The 15,335-nt window shown below is 67.2% G+C and carries 13 protein-coding genes; 6 read left to right on the top strand and 7 right to left on the bottom strand.

All coding sequences use genetic code 11. The annotated features are described in order from the left end of the window. Nucleotides 1-146: 146 nt before the first annotated feature. From LGR64_RS10555 to LGR64_RS10545, 3 genes are all read right to left on the bottom strand, one after another. Entirely contained in the window at nucleotides 147-875 is a 729-nt protein-coding gene (locus LGR64_RS10555; protein ID WP_013802332.1) for a DUF4198 domain-containing protein, read from the bottom strand. 194 nt (nucleotides 876-1,069) lie between these two features. After that, on the bottom strand, nucleotides 1,070-2,986 hold the full coding sequence (locus LGR64_RS10550; protein WP_141831896.1) for an AMP-binding protein: 1,917 nt from the start codon (nucleotides 2,984-2,986) through the stop codon (nucleotides 1,070-1,072). Nucleotides 2,987-2,990: 4 nt separating this feature from the next. Further along, on the bottom strand, nucleotides 2,991-4,007 hold the full coding sequence (locus LGR64_RS10545; protein ID WP_207444249.1) for a Bug family tripartite tricarboxylate transporter substrate binding protein: 1,017 nt from the start codon (nucleotides 4,005-4,007) through the stop codon (nucleotides 2,991-2,993). 123 nt (nucleotides 4,008-4,130) lie between these two features. Between LGR64_RS10545 and LGR64_RS10540 the strand changes: the two genes are divergently transcribed. The 6 genes from LGR64_RS10540 (at nucleotide 4,131) to LGR64_RS10515 (ending at nucleotide 9,139) form a co-directional block, all read left to right on the top strand. Beyond that, nucleotides 4,131-5,081 (top strand): LysR family transcriptional regulator, encoded by a 951-nt coding sequence (locus LGR64_RS10540; protein WP_230355391.1) that lies wholly within the window; start codon nucleotides 4,131-4,133, stop codon nucleotides 5,079-5,081. Nucleotides 5,082-5,136: 55 nt separating this feature from the next. Further along, nucleotides 5,137-5,718, top strand: coding sequence for a TetR/AcrR family transcriptional regulator (locus tag LGR64_RS10535; protein ID WP_012205713.1), 582 nt, complete (start codon nucleotides 5,137-5,139; stop codon nucleotides 5,716-5,718). Between the two features lie 115 nt (nucleotides 5,719-5,833). Continuing rightward, nucleotides 5,834-6,934 (top strand): alkene reductase, encoded by a 1,101-nt coding sequence (locus LGR64_RS10530; RefSeq protein ID WP_230355390.1) that lies wholly within the window; start codon nucleotides 5,834-5,836, stop codon nucleotides 6,932-6,934. 78 nt (nucleotides 6,935-7,012) lie between these two features. Continuing rightward, nucleotides 7,013-7,645 carry an NAD-dependent dehydratase gene (locus LGR64_RS10525; RefSeq protein ID WP_198821548.1) on the top strand — a complete coding sequence of 211 codons (633 nt, stop codon included), beginning with the start codon at nucleotides 7,013-7,015 and terminating at the stop codon, nucleotides 7,643-7,645. Between the two features lie 37 nt (nucleotides 7,646-7,682). After that, nucleotides 7,683-8,267, top strand: coding sequence for a flavin reductase family protein (locus LGR64_RS10520; RefSeq protein ID WP_198821549.1), 585 nt, complete (start codon nucleotides 7,683-7,685; stop codon nucleotides 8,265-8,267). A gap of 41 nt (nucleotides 8,268-8,308) precedes the next feature. Then, the gene (locus tag LGR64_RS10515; protein WP_088164672.1) at nucleotides 8,309-9,139 is read left to right on the top strand and encodes a SprT-like domain-containing protein; all 831 of its coding nucleotides are present in this window, start codon (nucleotides 8,309-8,311) and stop codon (nucleotides 9,137-9,139) included. A 66-nt stretch (nucleotides 9,140-9,205) separates the two neighbouring features. Here the strand turns inward: LGR64_RS10515 and LGR64_RS10510 are convergent, their stop codons facing one another. The 4 genes from LGR64_RS10510 to LGR64_RS10495 form a co-directional block, all read right to left on the bottom strand. Then, nucleotides 9,206-9,643, bottom strand: a complete 438-nt coding sequence (locus LGR64_RS10510) for an OsmC family protein (protein WP_034393960.1) — start codon at nucleotides 9,641-9,643, stop codon at nucleotides 9,206-9,208. A 158-nt stretch (nucleotides 9,644-9,801) separates the two neighbouring features. Continuing rightward, on the bottom strand, nucleotides 9,802-11,205 hold the full coding sequence (locus LGR64_RS10505; protein ID WP_230355389.1) for an MFS transporter: 1,404 nt from the start codon (nucleotides 11,203-11,205) through the stop codon (nucleotides 9,802-9,804). A 120-nt stretch (nucleotides 11,206-11,325) separates the two neighbouring features. Then, entirely contained in the window at nucleotides 11,326-12,624 is a 1,299-nt protein-coding gene (locus LGR64_RS10500) for a hypothetical protein (RefSeq protein ID WP_230355388.1), read from the bottom strand. Further along, entirely contained in the window at nucleotides 12,621-15,029 is a 2,409-nt protein-coding gene (locus LGR64_RS10495; protein WP_230355387.1) for a hypothetical protein, read from the bottom strand. Before LGR64_RS10495 ends, LGR64_RS10500 begins: the two co-directional genes overlap by 4 nt. Nucleotides 15,030-15,335: the final 306 nt, after the last annotated feature.

Here is a 15,335-nt window from a genome sequence, read left to right as displayed (position 1 = left end):
ACGAAATATTCAATCGTATACGACGAATCCCGCACCCACCCATGTGCTCCTACTGCAGCGCCCATAAAAAAGCCTCCATGCATGAGGCATGGAGGCCGGCAGGCATGGCTGCCTGCGTCTCGGGCCAAGGTGTCTGGCCGCAGCGCTTACTTGTTGGGCTTGGCCGCAGGGCCGGCAGCGATGGGCGCCACGCCTTCGGGCTTGACGTAGGTGACCGAGGTCACGTAGTGCACGCCGTCGTATTTTTCTGCGCCGTTCGGGCCGGTGCGCTCACCGCCGCTGCGCTCGTCGTGCGTGGCTTCGGCCACGTAGGTGCCCTTCCAGGGCATGTCGAACTGCACCAGGCCCTGCTCGTCGGCATGGGCTTCCTTGCTCCAGCCCGATTGCACGGTCAGCACGACCTTGGCCTTGGGCAGCGGCTGGCCCTTGTAGATGACCTTGAACTCGCCGGCCTTGCCCGAGGGCACCACATCCAGCGTGAGGCGCGGGGCCTGGGCGGCAAAGCCGGTGATCAGGCGCGCGGCCGGGTGGTACCAGTTGCGCAGTTCCTGCTCGCCCTTCTTGCTGGTGTACAGCGGGTAGCCGGCATCCTCGGCCACGATGCTGTCGCCCTGCCCGGCCTTGAAGGGCAGCGCAAAGCCGGTGCCGGTCTTGCGGCCATCGGCCGCCTTCTCGCCCTGGGCAGACACCAGGGTGGCCACGGGCTTGCCGAACTTGTCGAGCAGGCCCGGCGATGTCTCGCGCAGGTTGTCGCCAAACTCGCCAAAGCGGATCACGGCGGTTTCGCCGGCCGGCTGTTCCAGCCAGATCTGGTGGGCCTGGCTGGCGCCGCTGGCGGCCAGGAGTGCGGAGACAAGAATCCAGTGTTTCTTCATTGCAGCTTCCTCAAAGGACAAAAAAACAGCCATCGGCGCCACAACGGGCCGACGGCATGAACGTGCTTGGGGAGTGGGGTGCGGCCGCATGTCGCCGCATTGATTATTGAATGCGAATGGTTTGCATTCTATGCGCATTGCACACCGCCCCGGCGCAGTTCACCAGGTGGCTGCAATGGGGTCCGGCCCAGCGTTCAGGCGGCATCCTCGATGCGCACCGGCTCGCCCGTGAAGGCCAGCGCCTCAGCGGCCTGCTCCCAAGGGCTCCGGTCAGCCGCCCTGGCCGGGCGCAGCACAAAGCCCTCGCCTTCCGCATGCGTGGTGCTGGCCGCGGGCGGCAGCGGCAGGCCCATGCGCTCATGCGCCTGGGCCACCAGGGTGCGGGCGTAGATTTCCGCAGCCATGCTGCGCAGGCGCGGCTTGTAGACCTTGCCCACGTTGGTGGTGGGCAGCGCATCGATGATGTGCACATAGCGCGGGCGCGCAGGCGCTTCGTCCACGCCGGCTGCGGCAAAGGCCAGCAGTTCGGTCTCATCGGCCTGGGCGCCGGGCTGGAGCGCGACAAAGGCCACAGGCACCTCCCCCGCATAGGCATCGGGTGCGCCCACGGCGGCGCAGGCCTTGACGGCGGGATGGCGCTCCAGCGCCTGCTCTATCACCTGCGGATCGATGTTGTGGCCGCTGCGGATGATCACGTCCTTGGAGCGCCCGCGCAGCCGCAGCAGGCCATCGTCGCCGACCGAGCCCAGGTCCCCCGTGATCAGCCAGCCGTCATCGGTGAGGTAGCTGGACGACGCGATGCCGCCCAGGTAGCCGGAAAACAGGTTGGGCGACTGGAACACCACCATGCCGGTTTCGCCGGGCGCGGCTTCCTGCCCTGATGGCCGGCCGTCCGGCCCCATGCGGCGCACGGCCAGGCGCGCAAACGGCAGGCGCAGGCCCACATGGCCCGCCGCCGCGTGCAGGCCGGGCGGCGTGATGGTGGAGATGCCCGTCATCTCGGTCATGCCCAGGCTCTCGTGCACATGGAAACCGCTTTGCGCCTTGAAGCGCGCCGCCACCTCGGGCGACAGCGGCGCGGCGCCCGTGCGGAAGTAGCGGATGGAGGACACATCGGCCCCCTGCAGCGGCACCTCCACCAGCGCGGCCAGCACCGTGGGCACGGCCGACATCAGCGTGGGCTTCCACTGTGCCGCCATGCGCCAGAAGCCGGCAATCACGGCCTTGTTGCGAAACAGACCGGTGGTCGGAATGATGACGTGGGCCCCGGCCGAGAAGCAGGCCAGCGAGCCCGGCAGCACGCCCGCCACATGGAACAGCGGGTAGCCGTTGATGGTGCGGTCGGCCGTGTTCAGGCCCTGCATCTGCACGCTGGCCCAGGCGGTGTAGACCTGGGCACCATGCGTCTGCACGGCGATCTTGGGCGCACCCGTGGTGCCCCCGGTATGGAAGTAGGCCGCCACGTCGCCGGCCTGGGGCTGGCGCCCGCTCACCAGCCGGTCGGAGGGCTGGGCGGCCAGGGCGGCATGCAGATCGCTGGCGGGCCAGCGCTGTCCATCCCCCCGGGGAACCCGGCCTTCATGCGAAACCCAGAGCACATGCGCCAGATCCGCATCCAGCGCCGTGACTTTCTCGCGGATGCCGGCATCGTCCTCGTCCGCCCAGGCGATCAGAAAGCGCGCGCCCGTGGTCCGCATCAGGGCAGAGATCTTCTCGGCACTCAGCAAAGGATTGATGGGCTGCACGATGCCCGCCGCCTCGCCGCCCCACAGCGCAAAGTGGTACTCCATGCAGCCTGGCAGCAGGATGGCTACCGTGTCGCTGGCGCCCATGCCCAGCGCATGCAGGGCATTGGCCGTCTGGTGGATCTTGCCCAGCAGCTCGGCATAGCTCAGGTGCCGGGCGTCATGAACGCTGCCGGCCTGGGGCAGAAAGCTCAGCGCCCTGCCCTGGCCGTGCTCACGCGCGGAGTTGCAAAAGAGGTCGTAGACCGTTTGCGCCGTGATCAGCCCGGCCATGGGCTGGCTTTCGATGGCCTCCACATCGGCCAAGGAACGCACGGCCCGCAGGGGCCGGAACATGGATTGCGCAGGGATAGGACTCATGGCCATGGGCTCACTCCGCGCCCAGGCCGTTGGTGCGCACCACCTCGCCCCAGCGCGTGTAGTCGCTGCGGATCAGGGCCTCGGTGTCCTGAGGGTTGAGGTAGGCGGCCGTCACGCCGATCTTCTCGAAGCGGTCGCGCACCTCGTCGGTGGCCAGCAGCTGGCGCGAGGTGGCGCTGAGTTTGTCGATGATGGCGCGCGGCGTGTCCCTGGGTGCCACCAGGCCGCCCCAGGACGATGCCTCATAGCCGCCAAAGCCCTGCTCGGCCATGGTCTGCACGCCGTCCAGCGCCTTCACGCGCTGCGGCGTGCCCACCGCCAGCGCCTTCAGCCGGCCACTGCGGATATGGGGCAGCGCAGACACCATGTCCGCATAGATCACCGGCACCACGCCGCCCAGCGTGTCGTTCATGGCGGGCGCGCTGCCCTTGTAGGCCACGTGCTGCATGGTGTGCAACTTGGCGGATTTCATCAGTTCCATGCTCAGGTGGCCCGAGCTGCCCGCGCCGGAGCTGGTGTAGTCCAGCGTGGCGGGCTGCGCCTTGGCGTACTGGAACAGCGATTTGAGGTCGGTCACCTTGGGCAGCGACTGCGCATTGACCGCAATCACATTGGGCAGGTCGTAGATCTTGGTGACCGGGGCGAAATCCGTGGCCGGGTGGAACTTGACGTTCTTGAAGAAATGCGGCGCCATGATGGTGGGCGTGACCATCATCATCAGCGTATAGCCGTCAGGCGCTGCCGTGCGGAACTGGCCTGCCGCCACCGCGCCCGATGCGCCGGGCTTGTTCTCTATCACCACGGGCTGGCCCAGCTGGCGCGCCAGCGCCTCTGCGTACACGCGCGCCGCGCCATCGGTGGGCCCGCCCGGCGGGAAGGGAACGACCAGGCGAATCGGCCTGTCGGGCCAGGCGCCGGTATCGGTATTGGCCTGCGCCGCGCCGCACAGCGATGCGAACGCAGCCACGCCGATGGCGCCCAGCGCCATGCCCTTGGCCAACGCCTGTCTTTTTGTGATGCCTGCCATCTTGTCTCCTTGAATGTTTATGTGTTCTGGCTGGCCCATTCTGCCCAGCGCACCCTCTTTGACAATGGCGGCGGCGGTTGACATCATGTCAAACAATATTGACACCCCCTTGGACTGCAGCGCATGGATCTCCTGGCATTCAACATCCTTGTCCAGATCATCGAGCACGGAAACCTGAGCCAGGCGGCAAAGTTCTTGAACATGTCGCGGGCCAACGTGAGCTACCACCTGGCCCGGCTGGAGAAGTCCCTGGGCGCATCGCTGCTGCGCAGAACGCCCCAGGGCGTGGAGGCCACCGAGGTCGGCCAGCGCATCTATCGCCATGCGCGCAACATCCTCAACGAGACCGAGCTGGTGCGCGAGCTGGCCCAAAGCAGCACGGACGACATCTCGGGCAAGATCGGGCTGAGCGTGCCCACCGGCTACGGCCATCTGGTCATGGCGCCATGGCTGATCGAGTTCAAGCGCGCCCATCCGCAGGTGGTGCTGGACATCCGCCTGGAAAACTTCATAGACAACCTGCTCAAGGACAGCGTGGACATCGCCATCCGCGTCATGTCCGACCCGCCACCCATGCTGGTGGCGCGCGACATGGGGCCGGTGCGCTACAGCCTGTGCGCCTCCAGCGACTGGCTGCGCAGCCACCGCCTGCCGGAGACCCCGTCCGAGCTGTCGCGCACGCCGCTCATCACATCGGGCGGAGAAAGCGGCAAGGTGCGCCTGCAGATTGCGCGGAACGGCCAGCCGCTGGAGGAGCTGGACATCACGCCCACGCTGATGTCGCGCAGCTACCCTTTCCTGTGCGACTGCATCACTGGCGGCCTGGGCGTGGGGCTGGTGCCCGACTACATGGTGCGCCGCCAGGTGGAAGATGGCCGCGTCGTGCTGGCCATGCAGGACTACGACTTCAGCATCAACCAGGGCCGCATGTTCATGCTGTACATGCCCAACCGCTTCCAGTCCGGCGCCGCCCGCGCCTTGATCGACTTTCTGAGCGACAGGATGGGCCTTGCGCGCATCATCCGGCCGGGTGACTTGCCCGACACGGCGCAGGCCTTGCGACCGCCGGAATGACGCTGGAACAAAGTTTGTAGACGACTGGTCGGTTTTTACGTTAGACTTCGATCCCATGAAGAAACCCGCACAGGAAACACGCCAGCACATCCTTGATGTGGCGAAGGCGTTGATGACCCAGAAAGGCTATACGGCCGTCGGCCTGGCCGAGGTCGTCGCGGCTGCGGGCGTGCCCAAGGGCTCCTTCTACTACTACTTCAAGTCCAAGGAAGAGTTCGGCCAGGCCCTGCTGCAGGAGTACTTCGACGAGTACCTGGCCAAGATCGATGCGCTCATGGAAACGCCCGATCCGGCCATCTCCCGGCTGATGACCTACTTCCGCCATTGGACGCAGAACCAGTGCTCGGCCCATGCAGGAGGCCAGTGCCTCGTGGTCAAGCTGGGCCCCGAGGTCTGCGACCTGTCCGACGACATGCGCTCGGTGCTGCGCACCGGCACCGACGCCATCATCACCCGGCTGACCGACTGCGTGCGCGCCGGCCAGGCCGATGGCTCCATCACATCCGACCTGGACGCGCCTGCGCTGGCCGAATCGCTGTACCAGCTGTGGCTGGGCGCCTCCCTGCTGTCCAAGCTGGGCCGGCATGAGGAGCCATTTGCCGCAGCCCTTGTGTCCACGAAGCGGCTGCTGGGCTGAGCAGGCCTGGCCGCCGCTTTTTATTTGCCTTGTTTGTAGACGACTGGTCAACTTCAAACCCTTCACCTCTTACCCATCCCTCTTCCTCTTTGTTCAACCACCACCACTGCACACCATGACCGACCACAGCCTTCACACCGATCTGTTCTCCCCCACCCAACTGGGCGGCCTGTCGCTCGCCAACCGCTTCGTCATGGCCCCGCTGACCCGCAGCCGCGCCGGTAACGACGGCGTGCCCACCGAACTGCACGCCGCCTACTACGCCCAGCGCGCCAGCGCGGGCCTGTTGATCAGCGAAGCCGTCAACATCTCCGCACAGGGCCGGGGCTACAACCTCACGCCCGGCATCTGGACCGAGGAACAGGTCGCCGGCTGGAAGAAGGTCACCGACGCCGTGCACGCGGCCGGCGGCAAGATCGTGGCCCAGCTGTGGCACGTGGGCCGCTACTCGCACGTGGACCTGCAGCCCGGTGGCGTGGCCCCTGTCGCCCCCTCTGCCATCAAGGCCGAAGGCGTCACCTTCACGCCCAACGGCGTGGCCGAGGTATCCATGCCCCGCGCTCTGGAAACCAGCGAAATCCCCGGCATCGTCGAGCAATACCGCCATGCGGCCGAATGCGCCAAGCGTGCAGGCTTTGACGGCGTGGAAGTGCACTCGGCCAACGGCTACCTGCTCGACCAGTTCCTGCGCGACTCCACCAACCACCGCAGCGACGCCTATGGCGGCAGCATCGAAAACCGCGCCCGCCTGACGCTGGAAGTCACCGACACCGTGGCCAAGGTCTGGGGCGCCGACCGCGTGGGCATCCGCCTGTCGCCCGTCACGCCCAACGCCGGCAACACGCCGCTGGACAGCGATGTGATGGCGCTTTACGGCTACCTGATCCCCCAGCTCAACCGCTTTGGCCTGGCCTACCTGCACTTCGTGGAAGGCGCCACCGGCGGCTCGCGCGAACTGCCGCCCGGCGTGGACCTGGACGCGCTGCGCAAGCTCTTTGACGGCGCCTACATGGGCAACAACGGCTATGACCTGGAACTGGCCATGGACCGCCGCGCCAAGGGCCTGATCGACACCGTGGCCATCGGCCGCCCCTTCATCGCCAACCCCGACCTGGTGGCCCGCCTGCGCCATGGCAAGGAACTGGCCGTGGCCCCGCACGAGGCCTACTACGGCGGCGGTGCCCAAGGCTACACGGACTGGCCAGTGGCCGCCTGAGCCGGCCATCCACCCCACGATCTGCGGCACACTGGCTGACCTGCGTCCTCATCGAATGACCAATCGAAAGACCAAGCCATGCAACTGCTGATCGTGGGCGCCACGGGGCTGGTGGGCAGCCAGGTGCTGCAACAGGCCCTGGCCGACAGCCGCATTACCCACGTCGTGGCCCCGGTACGCCGGGCGCTGCCGGCGCATCCCAGGCTGCTCGCCCCCCTCGTCGATTTCGAGCACCTGCCTGAAGACGCCGACTGGTGGCGGGCCGATGCCCTGGTCTGCACCCTGGGCACCACCATCAAGACAGCCGGCAGCCAGCCGGCGTTTCGGCGTGTGGACCATGACTATCCGCTGCTGGCCGCACAGCTGGCGCGGCGCCATGGCACAGCCACCTATGTACTGAACTCGGCCATGGGCGCCGATGCCGGCTCACGCATCTTCTACAACCGCGTCAAGGGTGAGCTCGAGCGCGACCTGCAGGCTCAAGGCTTTGCCTCCCTCACCTTCGTGCGCCCCGGCCTGATCAGCGGCCCGCGCACCGAACACCGCGCGGGCGAACGCTTCATGGTCGGCGTTCTTGGCGCCCTGTGCCCGCTGCTGCCCCGGCGCTGGCGGCTCAACCCCGCGCACCGCATTGCGCAGGCCTTGATAGAGGCTGCTGTCAACGCCAGGCCCGGCGTCCATATCGTGGGTTCCGAGGCGCTGGCCGAGTGAACACCATGCACAGTAAAGAACCTCTCAGAAAGCTCGCATGAACCCGCATATCGCCCCGGTCGATCTCGCCAAGTCCTACCGGCTGATCAACCACGGCCCCACCGTCCTGGTCTCGGCCCGCCATGGCGGCGTGGACAACGTCATGGCCGCAGCCTGGTGCTGCGCGCTGGACTTTGCGCCCCCGAAGCTCACCGTGGTGCTGGACAAGGCCACGGCCACGCGCGCCCTGGTCGAGCAAAGCGGCATGTTCGTGATCCAGGTGCCCACGGCCGCCCAGTTGCAGCTCACGCACCAGGTCGGCACGCGCACCCTTTCCACCGATGCCGGCAAGCTCACCACCAGCGGCGTTCAGCTGTTCGGCATGGAAGGGTTCGACCTGCCCTTGGTGGACGGCTGCGCCGGCTGGCTGGCCTGCAGGCTGATCCCGGAACCCCACAACCAGCAGGCCTACGACCTGTTCATCGGCGAGATCGTGGGCGCCTGGTCCGACACCCGCGTGTTCCGCGACGGCCACTGGCACTTCGAGGACGCCGACCCCGCGCTGCGCAGCCTGCACTACGTGGCGGGTGGGCAGTTCTATGCGATTGGGGAGGCGTTGAACGTGCAGGACGGATCGCCCTGAAACTCGCCAATGGCGGCATGGCTGTATTGCACAATCCAGCCATGCTCTCGGCCACTGCCTCTTCCCTTGCATCTTCCCTTGCCTCTTCGCGCGCAGTCCCCACGCGCGAAACCTATTCCGAGTTGCAGCAGGCCTACGAGCACTTCAACCAGCGCCTGTTCGACGATGCCCTGCCCCATTGCCTGATCACGCTGCAGCGCGAGAAACGCACCTGCGGTTACTTCTCTGCGGCGCGCTTTGCGTCGCTGGATGGCAGCACCACGGACGAGATTGCGCTCAACCCCGCCTACTTCGCGGCCGTGCCCATCATCGAGACGCTGCAGACCCTGGTGCATGAGATGACGCACCTGTGGCAGCACCACTTCGGCAAGCCGGGCCGCGCGCGGTATCACAACGAGGAATGGGCGGACAAGCTGGAATCGCTGGGCCTCATGCCCTCGTCCACGGGCCGGCCCGGCGGGCGGCGCACGGGCGACATGATGGCCGACTACGCCATGGCGGGCGGCCCCTTCCTCGCGGCCTGCGAGCAGTTGCTGACCACGCGCTTCCAACTGAGCTGGTACGACCGCTTCCCGGCCATCGAGCATGTGGTCACGGGCCAGTGGAGCATGGCCACGCAGATCCAGGGCATGCAGGGCACGCAGCCGCCCATGTCCTCCGTGCCCGCCCTGGCCGAAGCCGTGCGGCCCGTGGGCACCTCGGTGGCTGTGCCAGGCTCCACCACCGGCGAGACCATGGTGCAGCCCGTCAACAAGTCCCTGCGCGTCAAGTACCGCTGCGGCGGTTGCGCCGCGCCCGTCAATGTCTGGGGCAAGCCGGGGCTGAACCTGATCTGCGGCGATTGCGGCAAAGGCTTCATGGCCCAGGATTGAGGGCCCGGCAAGCCAGAGCGCTGCACCTGCCCTGCCCCACCTCCCGGCACAAGCGCGTGTGCGAACTCAATGCAGCAGCGTGGCCGCCAAGGTCACCTCGGGCACGCCTGCCAGTGCCTTGGACAGCGGGCACTGGGACTTGGCCTCCTGGGCGATTTTCTGGAACTGCGCATCATCGATGCCGGGCACCTTGGCCTGCAGCGTGAGGGCAATGCGGTCGATCTTGAAGCCCTCGCCGTCCTTGGCAAGCCGGACCTTGGCTGTGGTGTCCAGCATCTCGGTGGCGATGCCCGCCTTCTCGCAGGCAAAAGCAAAGGCCATCGTGAAACACGCCGCATGCGCGGCGCCCACGATCTCCTCGGGGTTGGTTCCCTTGCGGTCATCCCCGAAGCGGCTGCCAAACCCGTAGGGATGGTCCTTGAGCGCGCCGGTCTCCGTGCTGATGCGGCCCTGGCCGGTCTTGCCTGCACCTTCCCAATGGACGGAAGCGGTTTTCTCGGACATGTGTTTCTCCTGTGCGTTGGTTGGACAAGCCGCCATCACAGCACAGGCGCCACAGGGCAAGGCGTGGTCCCCGGGCGCGCCAGCCCCTGCGCGCACGTCCTACAGAGCCAGGCTTAAACACTCATCCAGCGATCTTTGTGATGGCAAAGCCGGCCCCCTCACCCCACAAACACCTGCCGCGTATCCGTTCGCCCCACGATCACCGCCGCCAACACCGCCGCCGCCGCCGCAACCCCAAAATTCGCCAGATAGGCCGCCTGGGCCGAAGTCTCCAGCAAGGCCGCGAACAGCGATCCGCCAATGGCCAGGGTGGCCGCCACGGCAATGGCCTCGCACAGCTGCAGGGCCGAGCTGTTGGCACCCTGCTCGCCGGGCGCGGACATGGACAGCGTGAGCACCGACAGGCTTGCCGAGAGCAGGCCCATGCCCAGCCCCGACACGATCCAGCCCACCACCGCCACCCACACGGGCACGGCCGGCCAAGCCACCGATGCCGTCAGCAGCACGCCCGCCAGCACCGCGCTGGTGCCCACACGAAGGAAGCGGTGACGGCTCCAGCCGTTGCGGCTGTGTCCCTGGTACCAGGAAGCGGAGCACCAGCCCAGCGCACCCGCGCTCAGCACCAGCCCCGCCATGGGCGCTGACAGCCCGTGCTCGCGCGCCAGCCCCAGCGGCAGGAACGCCTCGGCCCCGAAGAATGCTGCAAACACCAGACCGCGCAAGGCGATCACGCTGGGCAGCCCGCGCCCGGCGCGCAGCGTGCCGGCCGGCAAGAGCTTCCAGGTGCAGACCAGCGACAAGGCCGCGGCCACCGCCACCGCCCCCAAGGCGCCCGCCGATTGCCTCTGCCCGCCCACATACAGAAGGCAGATGCCCGTGGCCGCGCCCAGGGCCCGCAGCCCGCGCCGCACACCGCCCTGCATGCCCTGGCCATGGCCGCCCAGGCCTTGGAGCGCCGGGCGCAGCATCGCCCCGGCCGGCAAGGCCAGCAGGGGCACGCCCAGGAACACCCAGCGCCAGCCCAGGTGCTCCACCACCAGGCCGCTCAACGCCGGCCCCACCAGCGCGGGCACCACCCAGGCCGTGGCAAACGCCGCAAAAATGCGCCGCCGCAGTGCCTCGGGATACCGCCGGCCCACCAGCACATACAGCGCCACCGACATGCCGCCCGCCCCCAGCCCCTGAACCAGCCGCCCCGCCAGAAACACCGGCATGGAAGGCGCAAAGCCCGCCAGCAGCAACCCCGCCACAAAACACGCCATGCCAGACCACAGCGGCGCCGCCGGCCCGCGCGCGTCGCACCAGCCGCCCGCCACCGTCATGCCCACCACGCTGGTGGCCAGGGTCACGCCAAAGGCAACCGCATACAGCGGCACCCCATCGAGCGCGCGGGCCACCGCCGGCATGGCGGTGGCCACGGCCAGGGCCTCAAAGGCAATCAAGGCCACCAGCGAGACGATGCCGATCGTCGTCAGGCGGTAGGGGGAGGACAGGATGGACCAGCTCTCGGTGGTCGTCGGCCGGACCTGATCGTCCAGCGTGAGGGAATCTTGATGGGGCATGGATGCTTCTTGGTTGCAAGGTCTGCGCCGGCCATGGCGCAGTGCCATGGCGACGAGAAGCCTGGAGCATGCAACCTCAAGTGCGGTTGAGATCAAGGGGGTCCTGCCCCCAAGTACCTCTTACCGCTCGATCACACGCCAATACTGGCCAGAGGAGCGGCTGGTGGCCGGCAGCATGACGGCAATACCATTGTCATTGGCCGTGTCCAGTACGACGGCATCCGACAGGAAGCGGTTGTAGAGATGGAACTGACCCGGCAGGTCACTGGGCGCACAGCGCCATTGCTGGCCGCTGAAGCGTGGGGAGTCTCCCGCTGACGCCGTCATCTTCAGCTCAAGATGCGATTTCCCCGCCACGCTGGTGACATCGAGCGCCATGGTGCCCGGTCCGAACGCCGCATTCTGGACAAGCCAGTAGCCCTTGCCGGTGCGCATGAACCTCCATCTGTCGGCGCCCAGAATCATGGCCGGGACGGAAATCTGCCATGGCTCGACGTTGAACAGACCGGGAGGAGACACAAGGCCCGTGCCCTGCAGCAGCGCTACCGCATTGCGCCTTTCACTCCAATACAGGTTCTGCAGCCCGACCCACTGGCGGTCCTTGAGCATGGGGCATTGGTCGTACAGGTAGTCGCCCGTCTCGTAGCGCCGAAAATCGGCATCGCTGAGCCGCTGGGCCGAGAGTGCGTGCGCCTCGGCGGAGATCCGTGCCAGTTCCCGCATGGCGGCCGTCATGGCGATCAAGGGCGCGGATGAACCACGCACCGGCCTCACCGGCAAGATGCGGCGAGCATTTGCAAGGTCGGAGGCCACGGCCCGCCAGCGCAATGCCAGGGTGCTGAATTCCGTTGCCATCGCCTGCGGCGCGGGCCCGAGGCGGACCACCGCGTTTGCCGGTGGCGGCTGCCTGGCATGGTGCGCGGCGGCCACGCGAAGCAGCGAGGCATGACTTTCCAGTTGCGCCACGACGGGTGCAGCCGCCGCAATGGCCGCATCCATCTCCGTCTCGACGGCTGCGACACCCGCATTCCATCGGGCCTCGTCCAGCGGCGCGTCGGGAGCCAGCGAAACGGCATCCAGCTGGTCGCACAGCTGCTGCAAACGCCCGACGGCCTGCCCCAGCTTTTGCACCGTATTGGCCAGCCCGTCGATACGCGCACGCAGCGTGCCCCAAGCGGCCGATGCCGCCTTCAGCGCAGGGAACGACTGCATGCTCTCCAGGCTCCTTACCAGCGTCATGCGGCCGCTGGCATCGTCCAGATCAAGCCCGGTCAGGAACGAGAACTCGGCGATATCGGTCCATACCTGCCGTGCGACTGGCTCACGCGCCGGCTCGGCTTCGACGCGGCAGCTCGCTGCCATGGCGCCACCGCAGCACAGCGCCGTGGCAGCGGCGGGCAGCCACAGAAGCCGGGTCATCTGGCTGCAGTGCCGGCCATCAGCAGGCGCAGGGCCCGAGGCGCTGCCGGCATCTGTCGGGGCTCCAGCACTTCGATCAGCCACGTCGTGAACGGCGTCGGGCAGACATCTCCCAGGTGCTGCGAGAACTCGATCTGGTCGCCGGCGTACGTGAAGTTGATCTTCAGGGGCGAGCAGAAAAGCCTCTCGTCCCCGTTGCCCGTGCTGTCATGAAAGTCGCTGCCAGTCACCATGTCGATATTGATGCGCTGGGCCGAGGCATCGGCAAACTCCAGCCAGGCCTGCACCGAAGAAAGGCGGATGCGGCGGTAGCTGGCCAGTGCCGGATGGCTGGTGGCAATGGACAGGCTGATGGGCTGCCCATGCGCCAGCTGCTGCAGCAGCGCGGCGTCAGTGACCCGCAATTCCCGCCGCAAATCCCCTTTGGCCCTCGCATTGGCGGCCTGCGCGCTGGCGTGGTCTGCCAGCAGGGTGGCGTGTGCATCTGCCATGGCGGCGGCCGTGCCCGGCATCGACAGACGGTGGCCGGGCTGCTTGCCGGTCTCGTAGGCCTGTGCGGCGCGGACCCCGAAGCAGTCCACGAAGAAGCCGCGGCGCGCACTTTCTGCCCTGAGGGTGATTTCTCCCTGCAGCCGCGCGCTGCGCTCCAGCTCTGTCAGCGCCTGCTGCTCCAGTGCCTGCAGGCGCTTGCGCTTGCCGATCACCGCAACGTATTCCAGCTTGAGCGTGGCAAGCTCAAGGGCAATGGCATTCTTGGATGCGCTTTGCTCTGCCAGCAGGCGGCCATAGACGGCCACCTTCTGCACCTGTGTCTTGAGGGTGTTGGCGGCGTTGCGCACGGCCGCCTCGGTGCCTTCCGTGGCAAGCACCAGATCCAGCCGGTTGACTGCATCGTTTTCCAGCACCGTCCAGGCGGCCTTGGCTTCATTGGCATCCGGCATGAGCGCCAATGCACGCATGGTGTCGCCCAACTCCCGGGAAATCCCCTCGACATCCAGCCCGCCCAGTGGCCCACGGATCACCGGCAGCACCGCATTCAATGCGCCCTTGGCGGGATCCACCAGATTCTTGAGCGTGCTGGAGTTGTGCCTGGCCCATTGCAGCGGAATGGCAAACGACTGGCCCAGGGCCTTCAGCGCCTTGAGCGGGCCGTCTATGCTGCCGCCAAGCGTCTTGGCCTGCCCGTACAAATCCCTCAGGCCGAGCACGCCTTTCTGACCGGTCTCGGTCAACGCCTTCGGGTCGGGCGGCACGCCCACGCACAGGGCGGCCACACTGCCCGCGACTGCGATGACGCCAAAGGCGATTTCCAGGCTCATCTTCACGGTGCGCACGATCTGGGCAACGTCGCTTTCAAGCTTGAGCCGCATGGCGGCAAGTTCCGCTTCAAGCTCCTCCTGGCGCACCGTGCGTGCGGCGCGGTCAAGGGCCTCGATCTGCTGAATCAACCGCTGCTCCAGCTCGGTGCAACGTGCCTCCAGCGTCTTGAGGTCCAAGGTGTCCCGGTCGGCAAACGCCTGCGCGACGCTGCCCACGGCACCTGCCAGCTCGCCGCTGGCGCGCAGGCTGCGCAGGTGGGCCTCCATGGCCGCCATCACCTCCTGCCGGGCCTTGGCCAGCGACAGATAGCTGCCTGCGCTCAGATCAGGAATCGGCCTGGCCAACCCGTCAACGCCCATGACAGGCAGCAGACGCTGCAGCGAACCCGCCGCCTGGATCAACTCGCCAAACCCGGACTCGACCCCCGACCAGCGCGTGATCCAGCCCAGCGCCTCATGGCACAACGCCAGCTCGGCCGCGCTGTGGCCGGGCCTGCCCGCCATGCCGGCGCTCAGGGCAAACAGCGCGGCCAGCACCCTGTGCATCGGCTCGCCATGCTCCAGCAGGCCGGGCGGCACGGGGGTGTGCTTCACCACAGCCCGGTTGTCCTGCCACAGGAAATTGCTGAACTGCGGCCTCGCCACCGTGTCCCAGGCCTCCTCCAGCGCATAAGGGGTGTCGCGCGTGGGGCCGCCGTACAGCGTGAACCGGCCCTCCACGGCTTCCACGAAAATGCGCACCCTGCTGAGCTCGTTGCCCGCGTCATGCAGCATGCGCAGCACCGTCGTGCCTTCGGAAACAATGCGGCGGGCAACCACCGTCAGCCGCCGCACCGAACCGTCAAGCCGCCTGTCGAACCCCTTGGGCACCACCACGGTATCGGCATGGATGTCCAGCGCCTGCAGGCCGGCCGCGTCGGCCTCGTCCAGCGACACCTTCAGGTCCACCACCAGATCGGCCACGGTGCCGAAGGGATTGAAGCTGCCGTCCGGCGCCCGGCCACCGCTGCAGACCAGCGGCCCTGGCGGCACCAGGCCCTCGGCACGGTAGCGATCGATCAGGGTTCGCAATTCAATGGGAGTCATCGCGACAGTGAGCGCGGGAGTCATTGCTGAAGTCATGGCGGGTGATTCCAGGTAAGGCACTGCACCTGTGCAGCGGTTGGACAAAGGCCGGAGCAGATCGCTCAGGCTGCCTTCTTGCTGGCAAGCTCCACCAGTTGGTCCACGCTCTGCGCCTTCTTGGGCGTGCCGCCAAAACGACGGAAATGGTCTGCCTGTCCGGCGACACGCGCCCAGCCCTTCTTGGCCGTGCAGCGCGGGAGTCATTGCTGAAGTCATGGCGGGTGATTCCAGGTAAGGCACTGCACCTGTGCAGCGGTTGGACAAAGG

This window comes from Delftia sp. Lp-1, assembly GCF_020523835.1.
GTDB lineage: Bacteria > Pseudomonadota > Gammaproteobacteria > Burkholderiales > Burkholderiaceae_C > Comamonas > Comamonas acidovorans.
The sequence above is the reverse complement of the archived record's forward strand: the minus strand, read 5'-3'. Positions and strand labels throughout refer to the sequence as shown.